Annotated in this window: 25 protein-coding genes and 2 pseudogenes; 9 read left to right on the forward strand and 18 right to left on the reverse strand. The window is 67.6% G+C overall.

Annotated features, from left to right (window positions below):
• Window positions 1-13: 13 nt before the first annotated feature.
• The 3 genes from RCR19_RS43175 to RCR19_RS43185 form a co-directional block, all read right to left on the reverse strand.
• Window positions 14-547 (reverse strand): NUDIX hydrolase, encoded by a 534-nt coding sequence (locus tag RCR19_RS43175; protein ID WP_331270565.1) that lies wholly within the window; start codon window positions 545-547, stop codon window positions 14-16.
• Window positions 548-845: 298 nt separating this feature from the next.
• Complete coding sequence (locus tag RCR19_RS43180) at window positions 846-1538, reverse strand: hypothetical protein (RefSeq protein WP_331270566.1); 693 nt, start codon at window positions 1536-1538, stop codon at window positions 846-848.
• 113 nt (window positions 1539-1651) lie between these two features.
• Window positions 1652-1993, reverse strand: a complete 342-nt coding sequence (locus RCR19_RS43185) for a hypothetical protein (protein WP_331270567.1) — start codon at window positions 1991-1993, stop codon at window positions 1652-1654.
• A gap of 667 nt (window positions 1994-2660) precedes the next feature.
• Between RCR19_RS43185 and RCR19_RS43190 the strand changes: the two genes are divergently transcribed.
• Both RCR19_RS43190 and RCR19_RS43195 read left to right on the forward strand, forming a co-directional pair.
• Complete coding sequence (locus RCR19_RS43190) at window positions 2661-3320, forward strand: hypothetical protein (RefSeq protein WP_331270568.1); 660 nt, start codon at window positions 2661-2663, stop codon at window positions 3318-3320.
• Window positions 3321-3844: 524 nt separating this feature from the next.
• Window positions 3845-4972 (forward strand): NADAR family protein, encoded by a 1128-nt coding sequence (locus tag RCR19_RS43195; RefSeq protein ID WP_331270569.1) that lies wholly within the window; start codon window positions 3845-3847, stop codon window positions 4970-4972.
• Between the two features lie 215 nt (window positions 4973-5187).
• Here RCR19_RS43195 and RCR19_RS43200 read toward each other — a convergent pair whose 3' ends face one another.
• The 3 genes and pseudogenes from RCR19_RS43200 to RCR19_RS43210 form a co-directional block, all read right to left on the reverse strand.
• Window positions 5188-5445: a hypothetical protein gene (locus tag RCR19_RS43200; protein ID WP_331270570.1), complete on the reverse strand. Its 258-nt coding sequence runs from the start codon at window positions 5443-5445 to the stop codon at window positions 5188-5190.
• 446 nt (window positions 5446-5891) lie between these two features.
• Window positions 5892-6719, reverse strand: a pseudogene (locus RCR19_RS43205) (IS5 family transposase).
• 54 nt (window positions 6720-6773) lie between these two features.
• Window positions 6774-7556, reverse strand: coding sequence for a phosphotransferase (locus RCR19_RS43210; protein ID WP_331270571.1), 783 nt, complete (start codon window positions 7554-7556; stop codon window positions 6774-6776).
• A gap of 543 nt (window positions 7557-8099) precedes the next feature.
• On the opposite strand from RCR19_RS43210, the gene RCR19_RS43215 reads away from it, so the two are divergent.
• Both RCR19_RS43215 and RCR19_RS43220 read left to right on the forward strand, forming a co-directional pair.
• On the forward strand, window positions 8100-8342 hold the full coding sequence (locus RCR19_RS43215; protein ID WP_331270572.1) for a hypothetical protein: 243 nt from the start codon (window positions 8100-8102) through the stop codon (window positions 8340-8342).
• 73 nt (window positions 8343-8415) lie between these two features.
• On the forward strand, window positions 8416-8793 hold the full coding sequence (locus RCR19_RS43220; protein ID WP_331270573.1) for a VOC family protein: 378 nt from the start codon (window positions 8416-8418) through the stop codon (window positions 8791-8793).
• Between the two features lie 400 nt (window positions 8794-9193).
• On the opposite strand, the gene RCR19_RS43225 is transcribed toward RCR19_RS43220, so the two are convergent.
• From RCR19_RS43225 to RCR19_RS43235, 3 genes are all read right to left on the reverse strand, one after another.
• A complete protein-coding gene (locus tag RCR19_RS43225; RefSeq protein ID WP_331270574.1) occupies window positions 9194-9505 on the reverse strand; it encodes a hypothetical protein in 312 nt (103 codons plus the stop codon).
• A 157-nt stretch (window positions 9506-9662) separates the two neighbouring features.
• Entirely contained in the window at window positions 9663-9974 is a 312-nt protein-coding gene (locus RCR19_RS43230) for a beta-Ig-H3/fasciclin (RefSeq protein ID WP_331270575.1), read from the reverse strand.
• A gap of 257 nt (window positions 9975-10231) precedes the next feature.
• Window positions 10232-10396 carry a hypothetical protein gene (locus RCR19_RS43235; RefSeq protein ID WP_331270576.1) on the reverse strand — a complete coding sequence of 55 codons (165 nt, stop codon included), beginning with the start codon at window positions 10394-10396 and terminating at the stop codon, window positions 10232-10234.
• Between the two features lie 799 nt (window positions 10397-11195).
• Between RCR19_RS43235 and RCR19_RS43240 the strand changes: the two genes are divergently transcribed.
• Genes RCR19_RS43240 through RCR19_RS43250 form a run of 3 tightly spaced genes read left to right on the forward strand, consistent with a single transcriptional unit; the run spans window position 11196 to window position 12722 of the window.
• The gene (locus RCR19_RS43240; protein WP_331270577.1) at window positions 11196-11393 is read left to right on the forward strand and encodes a hypothetical protein; all 198 of its coding nucleotides are present in this window, start codon (window positions 11196-11198) and stop codon (window positions 11391-11393) included.
• The gene (locus RCR19_RS43245) at window positions 11390-12001 is read left to right on the forward strand and encodes a sigma factor-like helix-turn-helix DNA-binding protein (RefSeq protein WP_331270578.1); all 612 of its coding nucleotides are present in this window, start codon (window positions 11390-11392) and stop codon (window positions 11999-12001) included. Before RCR19_RS43240 ends, RCR19_RS43245 begins: the two co-directional genes overlap by 4 nt.
• Before the next feature lie 7 nt (window positions 12002-12008).
• Window positions 12009-12722, forward strand: a complete 714-nt coding sequence (locus RCR19_RS43250) for a hypothetical protein (protein ID WP_331270579.1) — start codon at window positions 12009-12011, stop codon at window positions 12720-12722.
• A gap of 156 nt (window positions 12723-12878) precedes the next feature.
• On the opposite strand, the gene RCR19_RS43255 is transcribed toward RCR19_RS43250, so the two are convergent.
• The 3 genes from RCR19_RS43255 to RCR19_RS43265 all read right to left on the reverse strand — a co-directional run bounded on the left by RCR19_RS43255 (window position 12879) and on the right by RCR19_RS43265 (window position 14624).
• Window positions 12879-13544, reverse strand: coding sequence for a hypothetical protein (locus RCR19_RS43255; protein ID WP_331270580.1), 666 nt, complete (start codon window positions 13542-13544; stop codon window positions 12879-12881).
• A gap of 177 nt (window positions 13545-13721) precedes the next feature.
• Window positions 13722-14207: a DUF6415 family natural product biosynthesis protein gene (locus RCR19_RS43260; protein WP_331270581.1), complete on the reverse strand. Its 486-nt coding sequence runs from the start codon at window positions 14205-14207 to the stop codon at window positions 13722-13724.
• Between the two features lie 291 nt (window positions 14208-14498).
• Window positions 14499-14624 carry a hypothetical protein gene (locus tag RCR19_RS43265; RefSeq protein ID WP_331270582.1) on the reverse strand — a complete coding sequence of 42 codons (126 nt, stop codon included), beginning with the start codon at window positions 14622-14624 and terminating at the stop codon, window positions 14499-14501.
• Window positions 14625-14770: 146 nt separating this feature from the next.
• Between RCR19_RS43265 and RCR19_RS43270 the strand changes: the two genes are divergently transcribed.
• The gene (locus RCR19_RS43270) at window positions 14771-15997 is read left to right on the forward strand and encodes a helix-turn-helix transcriptional regulator (protein WP_331270583.1); all 1227 of its coding nucleotides are present in this window, start codon (window positions 14771-14773) and stop codon (window positions 15995-15997) included.
• Here the strand turns inward: RCR19_RS43270 and RCR19_RS43275 are convergent.
• The 6 genes from RCR19_RS43275 to RCR19_RS43300 all read right to left on the reverse strand — a co-directional run bounded on the left by RCR19_RS43275 (window position 15978) and on the right by RCR19_RS43300 (window position 21771).
• Window positions 15978-16640 (reverse strand): HAD family hydrolase, encoded by a 663-nt coding sequence (locus tag RCR19_RS43275; RefSeq protein ID WP_331270584.1) that lies wholly within the window; start codon window positions 16638-16640, stop codon window positions 15978-15980. The genes RCR19_RS43270 and RCR19_RS43275 overlap by 20 nt on opposite strands.
• A gap of 847 nt (window positions 16641-17487) precedes the next feature.
• Complete coding sequence (locus RCR19_RS43280) at window positions 17488-18387, reverse strand: hypothetical protein (protein ID WP_331270585.1); 900 nt, start codon at window positions 18385-18387, stop codon at window positions 17488-17490.
• A gap of 110 nt (window positions 18388-18497) precedes the next feature.
• A complete protein-coding gene (locus RCR19_RS43285; protein ID WP_331270586.1) occupies window positions 18498-18851 on the reverse strand; it encodes a hypothetical protein in 354 nt (117 codons plus the stop codon).
• Between the two features lie 964 nt (window positions 18852-19815).
• Window positions 19816-20820 (reverse strand): DUF932 domain-containing protein, encoded by a 1005-nt coding sequence (locus RCR19_RS43290; RefSeq protein WP_331270587.1) that lies wholly within the window; start codon window positions 20818-20820, stop codon window positions 19816-19818.
• A gap of 146 nt (window positions 20821-20966) precedes the next feature.
• Complete coding sequence (locus RCR19_RS43295; protein WP_331270588.1) at window positions 20967-21119, reverse strand: hypothetical protein; 153 nt, start codon at window positions 21117-21119, stop codon at window positions 20967-20969.
• Between the two features lie 427 nt (window positions 21120-21546).
• Window positions 21547-21771: a hypothetical protein gene (locus RCR19_RS43300; protein WP_331270589.1), complete on the reverse strand. Its 225-nt coding sequence runs from the start codon at window positions 21769-21771 to the stop codon at window positions 21547-21549.
• Between the two features lie 102 nt (window positions 21772-21873).
• Here RCR19_RS43300 and RCR19_RS43305 point away from each other — a divergent pair.
• Window positions 21874-22692 (forward strand): annotated as a pseudogene (locus RCR19_RS43305) (IS5 family transposase).
• Window positions 22693-23541 lie beyond the last annotated feature (849 nt).

A 23541-nucleotide genomic window follows, 5' to 3' on the forward strand; every position in this document is an offset into this window, starting at 1 on the left:
GGCGAACGGCACCTCAGCGGATCGCCTCGTCCATGAGCACATACAACAACCCGACGAGCGACCCACTGCTCACGATCTCGCGGCGGTCGATCATGCCCCGCACGTCAGCCAGCGGGATCCACTCGACCCGATCCGACTCGTTCTTCTCCGTCGGCTCACCGACGTACGTCGCCCCGTCGGCGCGGAAGAGGTGATGCTGCGAGTCCGTGATCCCGTTGGCCGGCTCGGCGTAGATCAACGGCTTGAGCGGCCCCGGACGCCAGCCCGTCTCCTCGAGAACCTCCCGAGACGCGGCCTGTTCAGGGCTCTCCCCGTCCTCGATCAGCCCCATCGGCAGCTCCCACGCCCACGCATCCGTGATGAAGCGATGCCGCCACATCATCAGCACCTCACGGCGATCATTTACCACGGCTGCTACAGCCAGATGCCGCAGACGTACCACATGGTGCTCCCAACGACGCCCGTCTGGCTGCTGGACGTCGACCAGACACAGGTTCACCCACTGGTTCGTATAGATCTGCCGTTCGCCATGGGTCTTCCACTGCATGAACGCGGCCCCTTCCGTCTCCTGGCTCCAGGATCGCAGAGCAACTGGAGCATCGGGCCGTTGCATCGAACGCTGTTGCCAGCGCACAGCACCTCGTTCGACAGGTACACGCGAAGGGCGGAACCGGCGGAAGTTCAGTGATGGCCGGTCCGCAGCAGCCGGAGCTGCTGCGGGGCGTGGTGGCGAGCCACGCCATGCCAGCCATCGTGCGACATCCGGTCCGCAGGGGATCAACAACCCATAATCGGACGCCGCGTCTGTGGGGGCGGCGGGCCGATACCGCCGTCCGCCGGTTGTGTTACCTGGCTTTGCGCTGCGCGGCTTGCTCGAGGATGCGCCGGCGAGTCCACCGGCGGCGCCCGGCCTTCTCGGACGTGGCGTCCACGGTCTTCAGTAGGGGCAGATTGCCCTGGCCCAGACTGCTGCTGAAGGAGTTCACGCTCTTGAATCCGAGCAGGGCCGCCGCCTGCGATGCGCCCAGCAGCTCATCCGGATCACCGTCGACGAGTACGTCAGGCAGGGTGGGCGCTGCGCGTTCGATGCTGCGCTTCCCGCTGCCCGGGCGCGAGTCTTTCCACTCCAGGAGCGTACGCACGCGCCACTTCGGTCGGCGGTAAGGGCGCTCCGCAGTGCCCAGCTCCTCGACCACGTCGGGATCGGGAAAGTAGCCGGGGTGGTCCCGTACGTAAGTGTTGACCTGTTGAGGGTTCTTGTAGCCGAGGAACCTGGAGGCCTGTGCTCCGGTGAGCAGCTCGTCGGGATCGAGCTTCGGCGGCTTGTGCTCCCGCAGACGGGGCGGCTTGCGCTGGTCGAACCACGCGTCGACGTCGCTCTTGTCCCACTGACGGGCGCGGCCGCGGTGACCGACGACCTCAGGGAAACCGCTGGTCTCCCGCTCGAGGTACAGCGCACTGATACGCGCCGGCGTCAGCCCGCGCTCCGCGGCGATCTCCGCAGCCTCGACGATCTGTGGCGTGGATCGGGCAGTCATGACCGGAACCGTCCCATCGTCACGGAGCCGGCCTGCCCGACTCGCAACACATATAATGGCGTATGTTTCGGAGGGGTGTCCAGCCTCTGAGCCGTCCCGGCCCGTTTCTGGCGTCATTCCTCCGGGATGAGGCTGACGCCGCGGCGGGCAGCGTCCCCTGCCATCTCTGAATAGGCCATGGCCGCCGGAGTCATCTCCCACTCGGCCAGGGCGAGCAGCAGGAGCAGCTCGGCGCGGTCCTGCGAGACGTCGCAGGGCATGCCGGCCGCGTTCGCGGCCGCCACGAGCTCCCCGGCGGACAGCCCGGCGAAGCGTCCCGCCACGGTGCGACGCAAGACCTCGAAGCCCTCCTGGTACAGCTCGTTCGCTTCGCGAAGGAGCAGCAACAGGTCCTCGCCGTCTCTGGCCGGTGCGGCCGCGGCCAGGTCGAGAATCCTCTGGGTGTTCGTCGTCATCATGAGAAGTATGCCTTTCAGGAAAGATCAGAGGTGCTCGGATTAGTGCGGAGCGGCACAGCCCTCGCACAGCACGCGCCGGTCACGGCATGCCGTGACCGGCGCGTTGCGGGGCTCCCGGGTAGGCCGAGATCCGTGAGGAGATGCTCGACGGCGTACGTCTGGCCTTCCCGCCGACGGTCTGGCCGGCGAGGTCGCGGCGCTCGCGCGGGGGAGCAGGGGCTGCTCCGCCTTCTTCGACTTCACCCGGCACGTGACCCCGACCGCGCTCCAGCCGGAGGTGCGGGCACCCGAGTCCGCCGTCAGCATGCTGGCTGACCTCCACCAACTCGTAAAGCGCTGCCGAGGATGGCGTGCGGACGCCGCGGTGGCGGATGCCGGTCCATTAGCCAAGCCTGCTTTGCACAGTTCGACAAGGAGTGCCGTGTGCACTCGGGGCCAGACGCCGCCTTCGGTTCAGTCCCGCAGGCGGCGCCAGGCGGTCACGCCCGATGAGCGGTTCGAGCCTCCTTTTCTGGACGGTCGCCCAGTCCAGTAAGCCAGATCAGCCCAGGTCTTCAGCGCGCGACGTACGGGGAGAAGGGGCCTCGCAGCTGTCTCAACCGATGTCACAGGCCACGTCGGGCCAGGTGGACAACTGCAGCTGCTACAGACACAGTTGGTGGCCATGGCGGAGTTCGTGTTTGGCGTCATCGGCGCCACGGTTGGCGTGGTCGGACTCGTGCTGACGTTCGCCGGGTACCGGCACCAGCAACGTCAGACACGGGAGTTGGACGCGCGGGAGACACAGCTCCGGACACGAGAACGGGAGGCGGAGCGCCGAGAGGCGTCCACGCATGCATCGATGCTTCGCGTAGAGGTGAGTAAGCACTCATCCGCCCTCGACCCGTCGGTCTCCCTCTGGCGAATCACTGTGAGGAACGCCAGCTCGCAGCCATTCGTCGGCGTGGTCCTCCGGTATGACGATCAGGCGCTGGAGTCGCCGACACTCAGCGGCCACCTGAACCCGGGAGCCTCGACGACGGACACGCTTCCGGTAGCCGAGGGAGAGCCGGATCCCACGCGGTGCGTCGTGGAGTTCACCGATGTTGCCGGCCGACTGTGGCGGCGCCGGGCGACAGGTGACCTTCGCCTCGGCCACCGCGGCCCCGATGGGCAGATCTACTGGGATGGTGAGCCGTATGTCATCCACGCCCATGGCCTCGCGGGCGGCATGGCTAGGCGCCTAGCGCCGCAGAGTTCGATCCGGCCGGGGTGCTTGCTCCCCGAGACCGTCCTGATCTTGGCCGTCGTGGGTTACGTCGTCTGGCACTTCGCCCTTCGCTAGGCCAAAATCTCCCGGCACGGGAACGCGGCCTCGCCGCGTCAGCCGACATAGCCGACGTCGATACCGTCCAAGTAAGCCGAGAACGCCATCCACGACCGCGGCGCGAACGACCGCGCTGCTTCCCAGCCGCCGGCCGTGGCCACGCATCTCGCCGGACTAGCACCGCGGCGATTGTCTCCAAGATCTCCGGCCGTCCCTCGGGCGGCATCTCAGTCAATGCGTCTTCCACCCGGATGATAGTTGCGTCACGGCCACGACCGCATGGCGAGTGGTGCCCGCCAGGACCTCCACGGCGAGCTCTGGCACCGTCAGCGAGTAGGTCTCGTCGGCGTTGGTGAGGCCAACAGCTGGCTCGCAACGCCGAGGAGCGAGGCTGGGGCCGTGAGGTCGAACGACACCAACGCCTTGTCGAGCGCATTTGCAACCTGCTGGACGAACTCGGCGAACCCTACGCCGAGCTGCCAGGATAACCCGAGCCCGAATATCCCGATCTTGTGGGAGTGCGAACAGCTACCCTGTCGCGCGTGGCGATACGAAAGCGGACGTGGCGGAACGTGGACGGCGAGCGCATTGAGGGCACCTGGCGGCACGCCTTCATCCGCAACGGTGGCAAGTACTTCCTCACCGACCTGCTGATCTACGCCGACGGAATGGTCGACTGCTGGGGTCTGGAGACCCTGGGGGGCTTCGCCGACAAGCTCGCCTCCGGATGGGTCGCCACCGACCTGTCCGAAGGCGCCCAGGCATCCGCCCACCACCTCGCCTCGTGGAAGTTCGCCGAGCCAAAGACCTGGCTGACCCCCGAGATGCTGCTCGGCGAGGTCCGCGATGACATCGACAACCTCAACGGCCGTCCAGACTCCACCGGCCGCTGCCTCAGCGCCGTCGACGTCTTCCGAGACGAGCCGACCGAGACCAACCGGACCGCCGTTCGAGAAGCCTACGAAGCCATCCCGGAACATCTGCGGAGATACGCCCTGGGCGACATGGACCGCAAAGACTCCCCCCTCCGGGTGATCGTGGCCGGCCCAGGGAACCAGATCGAGCTCTGGAACGGAAACACCGTCGATGTCACTGACGAGATGCACGCCTCCGCCATGGAGTACTTCGCGGAGCGCGAGCATCTGCGGACGCAGTACGAGACGAAGACGCCCGCCGACGGCCCGACTGAACCGGTCGAGAGCAGCGTCCATCTAAACCAGGCCGTCTTCCCGCGCGGCTGGCCCGAGAACCCGGGCACCCTCGTGCTGCGCAATGAGTTCCCCGCGCCGATCGTCATGGGCAACCGGACCTACCCCACGGTTGCGCACGCCTACTGGGCGCTGGCGGTCGCTGACGAACACCGACAGGAAGAGATCCTCGGCGCGGAAAGGCCGTACGACGCGCAGAAGCTCGCCGAGGAAGCCACCCTGCGCGACGACTGGCCCCAGGTTCGGGTCGCCGTCATGACGCGCCTGCTGCGCGCGAAGTTCCAGCAACACCCCGAGTTCGCCGAGACGCTGATGGCCACTGGCGCCACCCGATTGATCTACACCGAGGTCGGATCGACCTTCTGGGGGCAACGCGGCCTCGAAGGACGGAACTGGATGGGCCGACTGCTGGAGCTGACCCGCTCCGAACTCGTCGCAGCCAAGCTGAACATTCTGCAATGACCGACCGGAGTGGCCAGGCGCAGATCGCCTCGATCGAGTGACACACGACCAGTGAGCCGGGGAACGAGCAAGGTTCCCCGGCCTCACCGCTCTTCTAGCGTGCCCACCGGCCGCAGCCCAACCCACCCCCGACCCCGCTTCGCCAGGACGTCACACGATGACGTAGGCCGGCCAGCCGTCGTTTTCCGGCTCTCGTGCGCCTGCCGGACCCATGATCACGGGAACTTGGGGTCTGGGAAGCCCCAGTCCATCGCCATGGTGACCAGCGCCTCGCGCACGGCCTCGTTCCAGTGCGGTGGGTTCACCAGGCTGCGCAGCAGCGTCTCACTACCCTCGGAGATGCTCCGAGCGCCTACTCGTTCCCCCAGCGCGCTTAACGACACGAGCGACGTCAGATAGTTGTGCGTCACGTCGCCGTAAGGGCTGCGCGTGCTTCCGGATGCCATGTGGATCTCGGTCAGCGGAACCGGCATTGCCTTGAGACCAACGGTCGCCTCGGCAACGAGTGGCAGGACGTGTTTGCCACGATCGGCACGCTCTCGTAGAACACCTGAAGGAAGAGGCCCAACCCGAGGGGGACGGTGCGCGGCAGCCAGACGGCGGTGTCGAACAGGACCTCAAGCTCGGATGCTGGCTCAGAACCGTCTAGCCGTACCGTGCAGGTCATCTGCGCGCCTGGGCGTGAGGGCTTAGCATCGCTGGACATCTCTAGCTTCAACCGTCGGCCGCTGCGAGCTGCCACGGCGACGTGGCGACCTGGCCGCCGCCCGCCAAGTCGAGTCCCAGTCGACTGAGCAGCGGCTGGGCGTGCGTGCCCTGCAGGGCATCGACGACTCTCCCAGCGAGACCGCTTGGAAAGCGCGTCCGTTCCCGCCCCTCCCATATCTGCACGACACTCACCGCACGTATTCTTCAAATGTCACGCCCACATCAGGAGCGATGCGAGGGTGACTGCCGCCTGGTAGGACTCGGCGGTCTTGTCGTAGCGGGTAGCGATGCCGCGCCACTGCTTCAGGCGGGTGAAGCACCGTTCCACCACGTTGCGACGCTTGTAGAGCTGCTTGTCAAAGGCTGGCGGGCGCCCGCCTCGGCTGCCGCCTCGGAGCCGGTTGCGGACCTGGTCGGCCCGCTCGGGGATGGTGTGGCCGATACCGTGCCGTCGCAGCCAGGTACGGATGGCCCGGGAGCTGTAGCCCTTGTCGCCCAACACGTGGGCGGGCCGTGTGCGGGGCCGTCCCGGGCCGATGCGGGGCACTCGCATCGCTTCCATCACGGCGGTGAACTGGGAGCAGTCGTTGGTGTTGCCGCCCGTGAGCGTGAAGGCGAGCGGGCGGCCGACACTGTCGCATGCCGGGTGGATTTTGCTGGTCAGGCCGCCTCGGGAGCGTCCGAGGCCGGGCTGCGGGCCCCCTTTTTCGGGCCCTGGCGGCATGCTGGTGGGCGCGGACGATGGTGGAGTCGACCGACGCCAACCAGTCGATGTCCCCAGCCGCGTCGGCGTGCGCCTGGGCGGCCCGGAGCATGCGCTCGAAGGTGCCGTCCAGCGGCCCACCGCCGAAAGGGTGTGCAGCGTGGCCTACGGGCCGTACCGCTCCGGCACGTCCCGCTAGGCCGTCCCGGTGCGGAACTTCCATACGATCCCGTTGAGCAGCTTGCGGTCGTCCAGCCGCTTCCGGCCACGCAGTGACACCGGCAGCAGCGGTTCGACGAACTCCCACTCGGCATCTGACAGTTCACGGCGACGTATCACCTGACCGTGATCTGCCAAGCGCGATCGTTTGATGGCAGGGTCGGGGTCGTGTCAGGCGTGGCGGAGGAGTTCCTCGCGTCGTGCTAGCGCCCACGCACGTTCCTCCTCGATGTCCGGGATGAAGTTCTGCCGCAGGAATGCCGCCCAGGGGTCTGCGCCGACGGGGCCCAGGCGCGCTATCCGTTCGGTCTCGTCGCGTTGCAACCGCGCCAGTGCGTTCAGCACGTCGGCCGGGTCTGCGCTGTAGGCGTCGCACAGCAGCCGCAGCCGTCGCGTCAACGGTGCGCCGGCTGCGCCGTAGCCGACCCTGCGTTGACGGTCGGGGAGCCGCAACGGCACGCTGTACCAGGCCAGTTGCGCGAGGTCGTCCAAGGCGTGGCCGGGGATGGCCAGGTCCCAGTCAATGAAGCCCACCAGGCGGTCGTTCGCCCAGACCGAATTCCAGCTCGTGAGGTCGCCGTGGCGCATGATCAGCCCGGGACGCCAGCGGGCGTCTGGGTCGCACCAGACGGCTTGCGACGAGGGCCGGAAGTCGCGTACGGCCTCGTGGTAGTCGCGCAGCCACCGCCCGAGCGCGGTGACGCCCTCGTCTGCGAGGAGCGCCCGTGGCCACGGGTACAGCCCGACTTCGCCGCGCAGCAGCGACACCGCCTCGTGGCCGTCCACGGGACCATCACCCAGGGCGCGCGGCACGCCGGCGAATCCCACCTGCTCCAGGTGGCGCAGTAGTTCCCGCACCGCGGGGGTCCACACGCGCCAGGGCCTGAGAATGGTCTCGCCCACGCGGCGTACCGTCGACAGGCCGCCGCGCATCGATTCACCGTCCTGGATCATGGTGGAATCGTAGTGAGCAGCCAAATCCTGGGCCCGGGTTCGGTGCCACTTCCGGCAGGCTCCGGGGCGCTGGCACTGGGCCCACGCCGGACCGCGGGATAGGTGGCCAGTAGTACGCCCAGGGAGGGTGCAGCCGCCGACCTTGTCGCAGCCGGTGACCGTGGGGTCCTTCGCAGCAGCACGGAGCTGACTTCCTGGGCGGCGCGACGCCGAGGACGAACTCTGCCCGGTTCGGGGTCACGCCGAGGGACAGGGGCCGCAGGAAGTCGGCGCGCGCGGTCCGGGCGCGTACCCCTCGAGCCGTCCCACCGCCGTGTCAGGGCGGTTCACGTCGCCACAGGTCAGGGAGCGGAACATCCCGCGATGTGCTCAGCTGCCCGCATCCTCTGGACCGCCTCGTACCGCGGATTCACGGTGATGCGACGGCGGGGGTTGCGTTAAAGCAAGCCCTCGCGACCTACATCACAAGAATCAGGGGGCCACATGCGCAAAGCACCTCGCAGGACAGCGGTAGCCATCGTAGGAGCCGCGGCAGCAGTCACGTTGTCGCTTGGATCGAGCCCAGCGAGTGCATCAGCCGCGAGCGGTACCTACCTTCCCGGATCGAGCCTGGTCAGCCCGAACGGCCAGTGCAAGATCTGGGAGAACTACACCGGCAGCGGCAGTACCTACAAGGTCCAAGGGCTGGTCGTCACTTGGGGTGACGACTGTCAGATGGGCGTGTACCGAAAGCACGGCCGAGTCGAGGAGTACCCCTGGGATCTCGCCCTCGACAACTTGGACTGAAGAGCAGCAGCACCACCTCGGTGCTGCCGGGAAATAGATCGTCACGGCGGACCAAACCTCCTACCGTTCCGCCATGCAGATCGTTGTGACGCTGGACTGTCTTGACACTGAAACGCAAGCGGGCTTTTGGCTCGCCGCGCTCGCCCCGCTGGACTACCGGCGCGGCTTCCACGGACCGCCCTACCTCAGCTTGGTCGGGCCCGCTCCCGCACCAACTCTTCTCCTGCAGCACGTCCCAGAACCCAAGCAGGGCAAGAATCGCATGCACCTTGACCTCGACTTTGGCACCGCGGACCTGGTCTCCGAGGTCGATCGCCTGGAACAGCTCGGCGCTGAGAGGCTCTCTGGAGAACTCAGCGAACACGGCTTTCGCTGGATCGTCGTTGCCGACCCTGAGGGCAACGAGTTCTGCGTATTCAATCCCCCGAACAGCACCGCCGCTCTGCAGTAGTTACAAGGCCGGGCTGAAGGCCCCACATCGCCTGGGAATCCGCTTTCTGTGGTCCTGATGCGGCAGGACAAAGGGCCGTAATGTCGAACGCGTGAGCGGCTCCGCGTCATTTGGGCTTGACGCCTGGATTGCACGGGTTCATTGGACGGGCCGCCGCCTTGTCGTCAAACGATCATTTGAGGACAGGGAGAGGGTTGGTGGTCTTGCTTCGTTGCGGCGCCCCGCGCCCCCCCCGTGCCCTCTCTCGGAGGGCACGGGGGGGGCGCGGTGGGCTGCGGTCCGGTGGGGTGTCCGTGCAGGGTCGTGGGGAGCAGGGCCGGCTACCGGACGGCGGCCGTGCAGCGCTCAGGACGACCAGGTGCTGCGCTGATTAGGCTTGGACGAATCCGGCTGCCAGGCGTCAGCAGGTAATGGTCTTGCCGTAGGACCCGTAATAGTTGTGACGGCGTTCTTGCCCCGGCGTTAGCGTCCAGCAGGAGGAGTCGGGTCCGAAATCGATGATGACCTTGACTCGCATTGTATTCCCGCAGTTGTTTGATACGTACACGAAACCTCCCAGGTCGGACGCGGCGCGGCCGATGCAGGCGGGCGCAGTACCGCCAGCGCTTGCCTGATGGGTGACAGTGTCCGCAGACGCGGCGGTGGCGCTGGTGAAGAGAAGACACGCTCCGATGGCAGTGCTGATAGCCGTTCGGGCCAGCAGAGAGTTCACCAGGTCCTCCTCGTAGTGGTGGTGGGGGGCGGCGCGGGGTGGACTACGCCGCCCGACGTGTATCACCGGCGAGGCGGTGCGGGAGCCGGCGCCGCGAGTGACTTTCCTTCTGCGATGCCGGCCGACCTGTGGTCGCCTTGTGATCCGGCCACTGTTCTCAGCAGGTGACGGTTCGCCCGTACCGTCCGAAGACGCCCGTGTAGTACCACAACCGGCTGGAACCGGCCGACATCGTGAAGCACGGACTGTCGCCACCGGAGTCCACGATCACCTTCACCCGCATGGTTTTGCCGCAGTTGTTGTCGAGGTAGACGGAGAAGCCGTCAGACGTACCGTTCACCACGCGAGTGATGCAGGCGGGCGCGGTGCCACCGGCTGCTTCGGCAGCCGGTGCGCCGATGATGAAGCCGCCGATGGCTGCCGTCGCGGCCGCGCTCACCACGGCCAGTTGCTTGCGCAGAAGGTTCATGGGGTGTGCCTCGTCTCGTAGAGGTGAGGGCGGCGCGGGGTGGACCGCATCGCCCGGCTTGCACCATTGAGATTGCGGGGGATTGGTGTCCGGCTGCCAGGAACGGCATTGAATTGAGGGCTTCATGGGACGTCCCACGTGCTGACCTGCTGGGATGCCGCTCTGTGTGAGACGTGCCGGGACACGGTGGCCCGGCCCTGCGCTCTCCTCGTCGGTGTCGGGCAGGGGCAGGACCGGGGCGGTGTGGACCTCGCGCTCTACGGCGGGGACACCGGGCAGGGGATGACGGCCTGCCGGAGCTCGGCCGTGTCCATGGGGTGCAGCCACCCGCTCCGCGCGGTCCAGTCGTACGCACGGGGGTGGGGCTCGGCGGCCGTGGTGGCGACCATGACGGCACTCCGCACGGTGCTGCCCTCCAGCACGAACACCACAGTGTGGGCAGGTAGGCAGTAGATGGGAGAACGGTGGTCATGACAGCGCGGATCAGCTTCGAGGCCCTGGTGGAGATGTTGCCTCCACGGCCAGGCAGTGCCCTGGCGGTGGACTGGGCGGTAGTCGAGGCGGCCTGGGGGCTGGCGTTTCCCTCCGACTACAAGAACGTCATTGTCCGCTACGGTGATGTGCGCCTTGGGGACCCGCACCGCCGTCGAGGACGCTGTCGATCCCCAAGGGATCGACACGCTCGTGATCGCCCGCCACCGGGTACGGCGCTGACTGGCTCAGCCGCATGACGATCTCGGCCGCTCGCCGTCGAACTCCACGAGTGCCGCCCCACCTGGCTCCGCTGTCCCGGCACTGCGGCTGCTGCCGCCGGAGGCCCCACCCGGGGTGACCGTTGGTGAGGTGTCGGCGCCGTGCGTACGGAAGTGGTGCAGGTCCGGGTTCAGTCACAAGGAAGTGACGTGGGTCACCTGTTATGCACATTCGGCTGCATAGCAGATTTGCGCAAATCATGACGGATGGCTGGGCGGGTTCGAGGTGTGCAGGTGGCCGGGGTGGCGTGAGGGGTGGCGCGCGGCGGCGGAGAGGGGTGCGTACAGGCGTGCGAGGTTTGCTGTAACTGGAAAGCTACTCTCCGTTAAAAAGTGGTGGTGAGAGTGCTGCACGAACCAGCACAGGCTCGGTGTTTCCTGGCGTCCAGGAGCAACCAGGCTCCAGGCATCGGCAGTTGAGCGGCGGCGAGGCCCGGTCGGTGCTGCGCGAGATGCAAAGGGAAACACCGTGACACTGGACGACGCTGCCAGCTTCGTGCTGGCCTCGGCCGCCGCGGCGCGGGCGTTCGCGCCCGATGTCCGCAGCGGAGTGCGGCGCCTGCTGGGCGCCGGGGTCCGCCTCGGTGCGGAAAGCCTCATCGCACAGCAGAGGCCTCTCGCCCGCCCCGAGACCTCCCGTTTGGACGAAGCCGGAGGCAGCCGGTGACCGGGCAGCCCCCCGACGAGCATGGCGAGCGCGCCCTGCGTGAGCCCAGCGACGTCATGCCGCCAGCCTTCTGGGCCTTCCACGACCTGTACCACCAGGCCTACTTCGAATACGCCTACGTGCAGTTGGGCCACCAGGTCACCGCAGACAAACTGGTCGACCAGACCTTCGTCTTCCTGGCCGTGATCTGGCAGCAGGTTACCGCACGAGAGAACCCCGAGGCCTTCGCCTGGAGGCTTTTGAAGGAACGGGTGGCCGGTGAGCTGGAAGCCCAGGGCCGGGATGCGGCCGCTTCGGAGACACTGGCCTTTGAACGCGCCATACGCGCGGCCTGCAACCCGATCCTGGACGGCTTCCGCGACGAGTTCCGTGCACAGGTTACCGAACTCGAAGACGGCCTGGGCCTATATGCGGCAATGGCCCGCCTGCCGGAGCGCCAGTTTGATGTCATGGTGCTGCAGTTCGCCCTGGGATTCACAACTAAGCGGACCGCCCTGGTGATGGGCGTGTGCGAGGCAACGGTCCGCTCCACCCGACGCGCCGCCAAGCGCCGCCTGGCTGCAGACCTCGGGCTTCAGGCCGGCGAGGACATCCACGATGAGGAGTGACACCCCCATGCGCCCCCACCAGCCGCGCACCCTAGACGACGTCCTGGCCCGAGCCCGCATCAATGGCGACTACACTCCTGGCCACCGTACGGCCTCCCGCCGCCGTATCACCGAGCAGCTCCTCGAACTGCGCTGGATCAACACTCTCACCGTGTCCGCCGGCACACCACCAGGCCCGGCGCTGGGCATGCTGCTGCACGAGCAGGCCGAGGACGAGCTGCGGGCCGTCTGCCAAGGCGTCATCCACCAAGACGACGCCGCCCACCGCATCGCCCGCTTTGACACGGTCCGCGACCCCGGTGGCGCCCTCGCCTTCGCATGCCTGCTCATGCTTGCCGACCGAGAGGAGGGCGCCCAGTTCTGGCTTCAGTATGCCGCCGGCGGCGGCCAGGCCACCGGTGCCATCTGCCTCTACCTCATGCACGTACGCCGCGGCGAATGGCGCGACGCCCGCTACTGGGCCAAGCAGGTCGAGGCCCTCGAGGACGAACCCTGCCAGTACGCGCCGGTGCCCCATGAGGTCGTCAACGCCACACCCGGGCCCGGCGCAGTGGGGGTCCGCCTTGCCCTGCCAGTTGCGGCTGCGGCCGTGCCGGAGGACGCCGTCAGGGAGGCAGTCGAGGACCTGGATGTCGACCAGGTCGACGGTCTTGGCACCATCTTGCAGCCCAGTGCGGAGCTCGCCCGCCAGCTCGAAGACCTTGTCACCGCCGACCACTGAAAGCACCCCTGCAGCCCGGCGTCGGATGGGGGAGTCCCCGGTGCCGGGCCGGCTGGGGGAAGGGTTGGTGGCCCGGCACCGGGGTTGGGCCCGCCCCCTGCCCTACGTCGGGGGAGCGTTGAAGCAGGGGACGGGGGCTCGAGGAAGCTGCGGGGCTCAGGGGTCGGGGAGGTCGTCGAGGGTGGTTACGGTGTAGGCGCGGAGTCGGCGGACCATCTGTGAGGCGAGGAACCAGCGCAGGTCGGGATGCCCGTAGGGGAGCGCTTCGTCGGCGGCGGATAACGCTTGGAGCCCGTCGTTGCTGTATTGGTAGGGGGTGCCGATCACTCCGTACAGCGGTGCGCTCTGTGCGAGGAATACGGTCGGCCTGCCGTCGAGGTGCGGGCACTGCTGGGCCGCGATTCGGGCGTGTTGGGGGCAGACGGGGGGTTGTGCGGTACGCACCACCGGCTCCTGCGGCCGCGCCTCGTCTGGCCTGGCGAGGAAGATGATGCCGTGGCGGGTGCGGGCACTGTGGGCGCAGACTTGGCAGCGCAGTTGCTGCATGCATTCGCGTTGGCGGGAGGGGTGGACCATCCGCCAGCTCGGCCGCCCAGTGGGCAGGCCGTTGGCGCCGATCGTCTGGGAGCAGCGGCCCCACAGCACGTCGCGCAGGTCGCGGTCCTCGGTGAGTTCGTCCCAGTAGCCCAGCTGCAGGTGCCCGTGGGGGCCGCGCTGGATGCGCAGGGACAGCAGCAGGTCGGGGTGTTCGCCGGCGCGGCTGGTGATGTAGGGCACGAGCCGGGTCGTGGCCGGGTTGGCTGCGCTGGCTGTGGCGCTCATCGGGCGTTTCCTATCGAGGTGAGGGTGAGCGAAGGGTGTGAAGTGCCCGCCCCGGGGCTCGATCTGCCCGGGGCGTGGAGGCCTGAGGCGGGCGTGGGGGGCGTGGGGACAGCGCCGCCCCGCAGCAGCGCGCCCGGGGGGTTCTGGGCTGTGTTCTCCGGGGTGCGGGGGTTTTCGTCAGCGGTGGCGTAGCACGTGGGCGCACCGGGTGTGGACGCGGCCCGCGCAGGCGGCTCCACCGGTGGCACTGACGTGCCCGTAGGGCGTCGAGTCCTCACGGTCTCGGATCGGCTGGTCGCAGGCGAGACACATCTCCACACCCGTCAGCGCCTCGTAGTGGTCACACAGGGCTGCCAGGGAGCGCGCGAGCCTCCGGGCGTAGGCCGCCGCCCGGTCCGGCCCGTCGCCGGCAGTGGCCCGCAGTTTGGCGCGGGCCTCGCCGATGCAGGCGAGGGCGCAGTACCGGGGCACGTCATCCCTGGGCAGGTTCCCGGCCGCCTGCTCAATTTCGGGAATGATCAACTGCATGTGGCCGCGCAGCAGACCGGTCAACCCGGCCAGTTCCGGGCCCTTGGGTGATACGGTGTCCGGTCCGATCAGGCGGCTGATGCTGTGGCGCATGGTGTCGATGTCGACGGGCTGCGTGAGGGCTGCTGTGGTCACCGGGACTTCTCCGATCCCCAGCACGGTCCGGGCGCGCGGTGGACGGCTTGTGCCGAGGCTGCCGGTGGCACCAGCCGTGCGCCCTGGCGCGGGTGGAGACGGCGGTGGCGCTCAGCTTTCTCCCCAGACAGTCGGGGAGGCAGACGTGCTGCAAGAGTGCGGATGCCGTTGGTTTTCCGGGCGGTGGCGCCTGCGGCCGACGTGGATAAGAGTCCGGCCCTCGTGGTGTGCTGTGCTGGTGGGACAGGGCGTGCACCACGATGTGGCATCGAGTCGGATTCCCATCTGTGCCTACCACGCGGAGGCACGCGCCGGTGGCAGCTGGGTGTCACTGCGCGCGGGGCAGCGGTCGGGAATCGTGTGGTCGGCATAGTCCGGCTCCTCGGCACCAACGATGATCAGGGCGAATACCACCATGGCCCCCTACGAGAGCTGATCCGAGGACTTCAATAGGTCTTTTGCTGCGTAGAAGCGGACTTTCTATGGCTTCTCATGGTGACGGCTGGTCAAATAGAGGGCCTTGGCCGACACTTGTGTCAGCGCTCGAGACGGAGGTGAGACCAGTGGCACGTCCCGCAGGAAATACACGGCTCAAGTCGGCGCGTATGGCGGCCGGTTATCACTCGCAGCAGGCCCTCGCCGACGCCCTCAAGGTGGGTGTCCGGCAGGTCCGCAGGTGGGAATCCGACACCCCGCCGTGGCCGCAGCCAGACGTTGCCCAGGCGCTCACCCGGCTGCTGGGCCAAGACCTTGAATCCCTGGGGTTCGCGGCATCGGACGGGCCGCGGTCCGACCGTGTGCGCCGTGCGGTCCTTGCCGATACGGCAGCCGGCGCGGGTCTGCCGTCCGTCCCCACGCAGGCTGTACCGGTGCAACCCGCCTCGGTCGCACAGGACTTCGCGGCTGTTACCCGCTCCCACCGCCGCCTGTACTGGTCGGTCGCTCCCGCCACGCTCCATCCGGCTGCACTGTCCCACGCCGCATTGGGGTGCGCCCTGCTCCTGGAGACGGCAGGCCAGACCCGAGAGCGCACCGCGGCCGCCCTGGCCGAAACATGGCTGCTGGCCGCACGCATCGAATTCTTCGACCTCCGCGACGCCGACCGTGCGCAGCAGACCCTCGTCCGCGCCCTCCAGGCAGCAGGCGAAGCCAACGCATCCCTGCTCGGTGCCACCATCCTCGCTCATTCCGCGTTCATCCCCGCGTGGGCGGGCGAGCGCGAGGCGGCCCTCGAGCGGATGACCGCTGCCCGCACTTACGCCCGCCGCGGCCCGGCCTGCGCGAACCTGCTGGCATGGCTGGACGCCGTCGAAGCCGAATGCGAGACACGCTGCGGCAGCACCCGCAAAGCACTCCAGCTGATCCAGCACGCCGAAGACGTCCTCGCCGCGGGCAGCGACCACCCCAGCCCCGAATGGCTCGACTGGTTCAACCCCGTCCGGCTCGCCGCCTTCAAAGGCAACACCCAACTCAAAGCAGGACACCTGCCCCAGGCCCGCGAGACGCTGCAGAACGCCTTCGACGCCCTCAGCCCCAGCGACGACAAACAACGCACCGTCGTCCTCGGCGACCTCGCCGCCGTCGAGGCCGCAGCCGGCAACCCAGACGAAGCCTGCCGGCAGGCTCTGCGCGCGCTGGACTGCCTGGAACGCGCCTGGTACGCGATGGGCATGGACCGGGTACGAGAAGTCCGCCGCGCCCTGGTCCCGCACCAGCACGAGCCGTGCGTGCGCGAGCTGGACGACCGCCTGTACGACTGGTCGACGGCGATCAGCGCGCTGAGCCGTTGAACTGCGAGATCAGCCCCGACAGCTCCAGGAGACTCCCGACCCTGAACGTCGGAAGCTTCTCCGCTTCCTCGGTCCGCCACTGGATCGTCGCCCACGGCCCGCGCCGCACCAGCGCCGTGTGCAGCCCCGCCTGATGAGCCGGACGGATGTCGTTGTCCACCCGATCCCCGACATACAGCATCTCCTCGACATCCACCGGCACCACCTCGGCGACACGCTCGAAGAACTCAGGCGCCGGCTTCGCGGCCCCCCAGTCGTCAGAGGTTCCGATCAGGTCCACATCCTCGCTGAACAGCTCCCGCAAGATCCGGCCAGCCCGCACAGTCTGATTCCCGGCGATCCCCAGCCACAGACCATCGGCACGCAGAGCAGCGAGAGCGTCACGTACGTCGGGGTACACATCGACCTCCCCGAAGGTCTCCGGCTGCCCCGCTTGTGCACGCCGCTCACGCTCCGCATACAGGTCGAAGCCGGGCCGGAACTCCTGGAACGTATCGCGGTAATCGCGGCCCTGGGCGATGACGGCGCCAAACATCGCATGGAAAGTGTGGCGCGGTACGCCGAGCCAGTCGGCCCACGTGCCGTACTCCGTGGTCTCGTCCACGAGGCACTCGCCGACATCAAAGATCACAGCGCGAATCATGCTGGCAGCGTAACCATGTCACTCTCTCATCGGACATCGAGTGGCGGCCATGGGCTCCGTCTACCTCGCGGCGGCCCCTGCACCAAGACGGCCGCGCCGACCACGCCACCGATGCACCCCGTTTTCGCCGGGCACGTACAGCAGCACGCCCTGCTGTCCCCTGCGGCTGGGTCCGAGGTAACCCGCCCACTCCGACCTGACCCTCGACCAGACCCGACCACGATTACGGTCGGGATACGAGCCTGTGGTCGGGTCTGTGGTCGGGCCCGACCACGAGTTGGGATAGGTCGGACGCGACCAAACGCATCACCGTAGTGAGGGCCTGGGGTACGGGTAGCCTCAGCGGCAGCGTTTCCGGGACGGCACAGACGGAGCATCCCCAGCGCTGTCGTGGCGCCAGCGGAGGAACCGGATTGCGCACGCTCGCCCGGGTGCGCAGCCCTACGGGTGATGTTGCGCAACGGGCCGTACACGCCGACTGCGCAGGATCCCGGGGTCCAGTGCGCAGCCACATGCGCAACGGGTCCTTGGACTGCGCAGCTACGATTGCGCACCCGTCCGCCGCACGGGCCGAACACCGGGGCGACTGCCCGACCCTCCGAGCACGCTACGGAGCCGGGGTCCCGTAGGGGCTCCGCCGAGCACGAAAGACATGAGGCGGAAGTAGCGGCAGGGCACATAGCGATGGCCGGCTCCGCGGAGCCGTGCGGCTTCGCGGGGGAGGGGTGGCTGGCCTCTCCGTACCGGCCATCGTGCGTTCCTCTGGCTCACCGGGTGTTCGTCGAACCCATAACCAGAGGTTGCGGTCTTACGGTATCCCGTCTGCGACGCGGGGTCTGTGCTGCCGTCAGGACGGTGGGGAGCGGCGGGCCGCAAGGTCCTCGATCCGGGTGCGTTTCCATCGCTGCTGCCGGGGACGGCCGGCACTGCCCCGTCGGTACTCGTGCCCGTCGGGTTGCTCGAGTTCGGGGAAGGCACCGTGGCCGATTGCGCTGATGAAGTTGTCGGCGCTCTTGTATCCGAGGATTAGGGCTGCCTCTGCGGCACCGACCAGGTCCTCGGACGGGTCCTGGTCGGCGGGCGGCAGAACGCCGCGTTCGCGTGCGGCGGCAATCACTGTGCCGCGGCGCCACTTCTTGCGGGCGCGGCCGCGGCCTTCCTGCACGAGGGAGTCCGGCTCCGGCAGCTCGGGGATGCCTCCCTGGTACAGGACGCTGGAGAACGAGGCGACGCTGCCGTACCCGAGGAGTGCAGCGACCTGGGTTGTGCCCAGCAGTTCGTCGGGATCCCCCTCGACCGGAACCTCGGGCAGTGCGGCACCCGGAGCCGACCTGCGTCGGCCCTTGCCGGGCCGGTTGGTGGCCCACTCGACGATCGTGCCGCGGCGCCACCTCGGTCCTTCGACGTCCTCGTCGGGCTCGGGGAAGTACCCGGGCCGGTCACGGAAGTAGGCATCGATGGTCGACGTGCGGGCGTAGCCGAGAAGCTGGGCCACCTCCCGCTTAGTCAGCAACTCGTCTTGGTCGGCGCCGAGCACGGCGGCCGGCAATGCGCGCTGCTTTGGGGCACGCTGCGCGAAGAACGCCGCGACCTCGCTGTGGCGCCAGAACCGCTTGCGGCCTTCGGTGTGTGCCACCGCGGGGAATCCGCTGCTCACATCGTTGCTCCACGCGCTGACCCGGGACTTGCTCGTGCCGAAATCCGCCATGATCTGCGCGGTGTCGATGAGCCGCTCGGCGGAAGACATCAGGTCCCCTTCGAAACGATGAGCAAGAAGATGCCGGCACCCAGGCGAATGCGACAAGTTCCACAATGCCAAAAGGGTTGCTTTGTTGTCCAGCCTGACGCCAAGACGGCCTACACCACGTCCTCGTCCAGCAGACACACCCCGAAGCGCGCCGCACGCTCCTCCAACTCCGTGTACGCCAAGGCCGCTGGCACGCCCTCCCACATCACGAACCCAAAAGCAGAGACCGCCTCGCTGCGCGTCATCCCCTCCTCCCACGGCGCGCCCGCAGCGGCGCACCGCTCGGCGAGCAGAGCATCAGACAGGCTCGCGGTGTCCCGCTCCACGCCGGCCCGAACGTCGGCGAGACCCTCGCACCAGGCGCGGTGGCCCTTGGACAGCAAGTCGTGCAGCGTGTCCGGGTCGGTCACGCTCTGCGCTTGGGCTGCAAGATCAAGCAGCAGGGCGGTGGGATTCATGGTCATGGTCATCTCCTCCATCCAATGTAGTAGGGGCTCGCTGCCTGGAGTGCTCGGCAGGGTGCCGGGCGGTGGCCTTGTCCCGCTGGGGCGCGGGCGAGGCTGGGCGGTCACCGTGATGGGCTCGACAGTCACGGCCTGCTCGGGCAGTGCCGCGGTGATGGCGATCCGGGTCCGGGGACGGCTCGGAGATGAGTTCGAGGGCGCGGCCGTCGGCATAGAGGATCCGCATCCGTATAGGGGGCGGTGCGCTTGAGGCACTGGGGCTGGACATCGGGGCAGTCGGCGTAGCGCACGGCGTCGGCGCGGTAGTCGTCCGCGGTGTATCCGGCGCTGCACGAGGGCTGCAGTCCTCGGGGCTGAGCGGCGGCAGACTCATGGGGTGTCCTTGATCTGCCCGGCCACCTTGCGGGCGGACCTGACCGGGGTGGTCGTCGCCAACCGGAGCGTACATGCTGATCACTTGGCGGACGTAGGCGTCGTGCTGGTCCCGCCCGGCCCGGGCGGCGCGCGGTGTCGGTTACCTTGCCCTGCGTCCATCCCAGCGCGAAGGCAGAGCACGACCTGCCGCAGTACGCGACCTCCTTGGCGGCGCCGTCCTCGTCCCCGTCGGCGCCCAGCGGCATAAGAGCGACGGTGCGCTTGAGTCCGCGGCTGCCGTACTCGTCGAAGTCGTCGACGGTGCCCTTGATCTCCCGCGTCGGAATGCTCATGAATGGACTCCCCGGGGGGCGGTGGGTGGTGTGGGCGCTCCCCTCGCCCGCGCAGCGTGGGCGAGGTCTGTGTGGCGCGCTCTGCTCCGCAGACGCGACGTGCTGCCGCTACGCGGCAGTGGCCGGCGGGGCGCGCTCCGCTCCTGATGAGGTTGAGCGCTCCGCGCTCGGGGCCGCGTGTGTGGCCGCTGCCGTCCGGTGAGGGCCGGGCGGGCACCCGAAGGGGGATTTCTGGTGCCCGCCCGGCGGCCGGGGGGTCAGACTGTGGTGAGGGCGAAGGCCTTCTCCATCAGGTCGTTGGCGGCTCCGCTGATAACCCGCTCGGCGCGGGCGGCGGCCTTGTCGGCGTCCGTCTTGCCCCGGGCAGGGGCGACGTGGTTGGCGTACTCGGTCAGGGCGTTGTATGCAGCCCACCGCGTGCCCCGGATACCGGCCTGGGTATCGGCGTGCTCGAACAGGTTCGAGATCGCTCCCCAGCGCTGGCGCTGGTTGGTCTTGGTGCGGGCATGGTCGCTGGCCTTAACCGGCCACAGCTCGTCGACCACCGTCTTCAGCTCGCTGAGCGTCATCTCGGCTTCGATCATGCGCTGAGCGGCCTTATCGAACTCCTCGGCGTAGCGGAACGTCAGACCGAGCGCGGAACGGGCCTGCGCGATACGGGCCTTGGCGCCAGCCGTGTGCCGGACCACGAACGAGGAACGAGCCCCCTGGACGGCCGCGCGCATGGTGTTCGCGCACACCACCCGGACCGGCGTCACCACGATACGGAACGCGCTGCCCCCGTCGTGGCTGTTGAACGCCGCGATATACAGGTCAACGCCGTCGTCTCGGCCGATCGTAAGGCTCTGCGGCATCTTCATCGTCAGGAACACCTGACGGCCGTCCTTGAGCGACCCGGCGGTCTCGAAGTGCGCGCCGGACTCATCGGCCAGCAGGTTGAGAAACTCGGCGTGCTCCTCGTTCTGCACCGGGTGGTAGTCGCTGCCGACCACTCCGAGCGTCTGCGTGCGGCCAGTCTTCGGGTGCGTCCGCGCAGTCGCAAAGTGCTGCGCGACCTCCACCGGCGTGGTGCCGTCGGCCGTGATCTCGGTCGCAGTCAGGGGCAGCAGACGCACATTCCACCCGGACAGGGACGCGAGGCGCATGGCCTCCTCGGCGGTCACCGCACCCTCAGTGACGGTGCCCAGCTTGTGCCACGCGCTCTCGTTGGCGGAGACGAACGCGGCGGTGCCATCGGTGAACTGCTCAATTTCGTGGGCCACTTGGGCTTCCTCTCGTGATGAACTTTTGGTGGTTCAGGAGGGGGCCACCCTCCTGAACGAGTTCCACAATACCTGAATCCGAGGGTGGAGCAACCGAATAAATCTCCGGCGCGCCCCACCCTCGAAGGCCGCATCCTGACCTACGGCTACGGCATCTGGAAGTGCTGCGGCAGGGCCGTCACGCTCTCCGCGTGCACTCCGCGGAGCGCGGTCCGCAGCTCGCCCCGCGTGTAGTCACCGAGGCGGAACCTCACGGACTCCCGCCCCTGGGCGTCGAGTTGCCGGTCGACTTGCGTCACCCAGTACCGCCCGTGGCAGCAATCCTGCGACCCGTGATAGCTGACCAACTGCCCAATGCAAGGACCGCTCTCATCCTCCAGGGCCACAGCCACGTTGGACAGCGCCGTCCCGAACATATGAGGCGGCAACGGCACATCGGCCAGCGCGGGCCCCGTATGACCAGTCCGCACACCCCAGACCCAACCCACCTCGAACAAGGCTCGAGCCAGCTGCCGCACAACGTACGTGATACCAGCATTGGCGGGGAGCTGCTCCAACGCGGCCCGGAAAGCGGCCTCCATCTGCTCTCGCTCACCCTCGCTCGCCGGAACCGCGCGGCGGACGGGCTCAATACTCGTCATACTCACGGTGACTTCCCTCCGATTGGTGTGAATTCTGGAGCTGTTCTCCGGAGGTGCCCGACGTCCGGCACCTCCGCAGAGAGGGCTACTTCAGTCCGCGTGTCCGCAGGAATTCACTGATGCGGAATGCGATAGCACGCACCGAGAGGGAATCACCCCGGAAGGAGCCGAGAATACGCGGCCCGGTGTCGCTGTCGTGGATGACGTTGAACTCGAACCCTTCAGCAACCGGTAGGAGAATGCGAACGAGACCGGCCGTGGTGCCGAAGCGAATTGACGTCGTGTTGTCGTCTCGATTGTGCTCGATCACAGCATCCCGAAGTAATTCCGGACGCGGGAGGTAGTTCGCGATTCGGCGAGCCTTAGAGCTTGTCTCACGTGGCGTCAGGTTGATGCGGCATGATGCTTTGTCATGGGTGTTGGGCTGTCACAGCGGTTGGTTCCTGACGGACTCTGGTCGCTGGTTGATCCGTTGCTGCCGTCGTTCTCCGCGCGTCCGCAGGGAGGAGGGACAGCTCCGTTCGACGAGCGGGCCGTGTTCACGGCCGTGGTCTACGTGCTGACCAGTGGTTGCGCATGGCGGCATCTACCCGAGACTTTCGGCGTATCGCCGGCCACCGCGCATCGCCGGTTCTCTGCGTGGACCGAAGCGGGACTGTGGCGGCGACTGCACCTGGCCGTGCTGGACGAGCTCGGCAGTCGAGGTGAGTTGGACTGGACCTCCGCCATCGTGGACGCGGCCTCCGTCCGCGCAAAAAGGGGGGATCGCTGACCGGGCGCAATCCGGTCGACCGCGGCAAGAAGGGCAGCAAACTGCACGTCCTGGCCGATGCCCAGGGCTTACCCCTCGCGCTCGGTGTCTCCGCCGCCAACGTCCACGACAGCCAGGCGCTACTGCCGCTGGTCCTGGGCATCCCCGCCATTCGTTCACGACGCGGCCCACGAAGGCGCCGACCTGGCAGGATCCGCGCAGACAAGGCCTACCACTCAGCCGATCGACTGGCCTGGCTGCGCAGCCGCGGCATCGTCCCGCGTGATCGCCAGGCCCGGCATCGAATCCAGCGAGCACCTCGGCCGGCATCGCTGGAAGATCGAACGATCAATCTCCTGGCTCTTCGGCTACCGCCGACTCACCGTCCGATACGAGCGAAAGGGAAGCCACTTCCTGGCCTTCCTCGGTCTCGCAGCGGCCCTGACCTGCTACAAGAAACTCGCGAAACTCACCACGTGAGACAAGCTCTTAGTGGCCTGCGGAGTCTTGAACTCCTCCGCCCCGGAAGTCACCTTGCCTGCGCTGACGACGATTTCCACGTAAACGCCTTTCTGTCGACGAACGTTGATGATGGGGGAGGGAGCCACCCTCCTCGCAAGTTCCACAATACTTCATTGGGATCTGCTGCACCACCCCAAGCACAAACTCCTGCGCCATCCCTTGCCCTATCCCCTGACCTCGACCAGCGGCCGGCCTGCGAACACCCCAGGTCAACAAGCCTGTTGCGCATGGTCGGGGGAGCTGACATCCCCTCTGCTGCCACTTACCCCACGCCGGTCGAAAGAGAGTGAGGAACGGAGGCGGGCGTGGCTGAGCGGCGGCCTCGGGGATCAAGGGCGGCCGGATGGCTGCTGCGCGTCGACTCCGCCGCCGCGCTGGGTTGAGGGCGGGGACGGGCCTGCTGGAGGGCCGGTGAACTGTGGAGCTGGGATGTTCCGCCGCTCGGCGTGGGCCCTGGCCTGGTGGGGAAAATGAACCTGAGGGGAAATCAGTTCAATTGCTACGCAGGGGATTTGGAGAATTTTCGGATCAATAATTTCTCTACTGAAGATGTGTCAGTTCCTTTCGGAACTGGCACAGAGAATTGCGGGAATAAAAAAGGGATCCAGCGGAGTGGCGACACTTCGGTAAGGGCAGGGGCACCCTCTCGGTGCGCTTTTAGGAATTCGCGGAGCGAATTCCTTGGGCCGAATCGCGGAGCGATTCGAGCCGTCGTCACGGAGTGACGAAATTCAATTCCCTTGCGGAGCAAGGGAATTGATCCGCCGCGTAGCGGCGGCGCGTCGTGTCTGCGGAGCAGACCGCGCG

This window comes from Streptomyces sp. WAC07094 (assembly GCF_036320405.1).
Classification (GTDB): Bacteria; Actinomycetota; Actinomycetes; order Streptomycetales; family Streptomycetaceae; genus Streptomyces; species Streptomyces lannensis.

What these genes read in the sequence shown, in the direction of transcription:
- RCR19_RS43175 (WP_331270565.1), bottom strand. Translation starts at nt 547, where the DNA reads ATGCAGTGGAAGACCCATGGCGAACGGCAGATCTATACGAACCAGTGG.
- RCR19_RS43180 (WP_331270566.1), bottom strand. Translation starts at nt 1,538, where the DNA reads ATGACTGCCCGATCCACGCCACAGATCGTCGAGGCTGCGGAGATCGCC.
- RCR19_RS43185 (WP_331270567.1), bottom strand. Translation starts at nt 1,993, where the DNA reads ATGACGACGAACACCCAGAGGATTCTCGACCTGGCCGCGGCCGCACCG.
- RCR19_RS43190 (WP_331270568.1), top strand. Translation starts at nt 2,661, where the DNA reads ATGGCGGAGTTCGTGTTTGGCGTCATCGGCGCCACGGTTGGCGTGGTC.
- RCR19_RS43200 (WP_331270570.1), bottom strand. Translation starts at nt 5,445, where the DNA reads ATGCCGGTTCCGCTGACCGAGATCCACATGGCATCCGGAAGCACGCGC.
- RCR19_RS43210 (WP_331270571.1), bottom strand. Translation starts at nt 7,556, where the DNA reads ATGATCCAGGACGGTGAATCGATGCGCGGCGGCCTGTCGACGGTACGC.
- RCR19_RS43220 (WP_331270573.1), top strand. Translation starts at nt 8,416, where the DNA reads ATGCAGATCGTTGTGACGCTGGACTGTCTTGACACTGAAACGCAAGCG.
- RCR19_RS43230 (WP_331270575.1), bottom strand. Translation starts at nt 9,974, where the DNA reads ATGAACCTTCTGCGCAAGCAACTGGCCGTGGTGAGCGCGGCCGCGACG.
- RCR19_RS43250 (WP_331270579.1), top strand. Translation starts at nt 12,009, where the DNA reads ATGCGCCCCCACCAGCCGCGCACCCTAGACGACGTCCTGGCCCGAGCC.
- RCR19_RS43255 (WP_331270580.1), bottom strand. Translation starts at nt 13,544, where the DNA reads ATGAGCGCCACAGCCAGCGCAGCCAACCCGGCCACGACCCGGCTCGTG.
- RCR19_RS43265 (WP_331270582.1), bottom strand. Translation starts at nt 14,624, where the DNA reads ATGGTGGTATTCGCCCTGATCATCGTTGGTGCCGAGGAGCCGGACTAT.
- RCR19_RS43275 (WP_331270584.1), bottom strand. Translation starts at nt 16,640, where the DNA reads ATGATTCGCGCTGTGATCTTTGATGTCGGCGAGTGCCTCGTGGACGAG.
- RCR19_RS43280 (WP_331270585.1), bottom strand. Translation starts at nt 18,387, where the DNA reads ATGTCTTCCGCCGAGCGGCTCATCGACACCGCGCAGATCATGGCGGAT.
- RCR19_RS43285 (WP_331270586.1), bottom strand. Translation starts at nt 18,851, where the DNA reads ATGACCATGAATCCCACCGCCCTGCTGCTTGATCTTGCAGCCCAAGCG.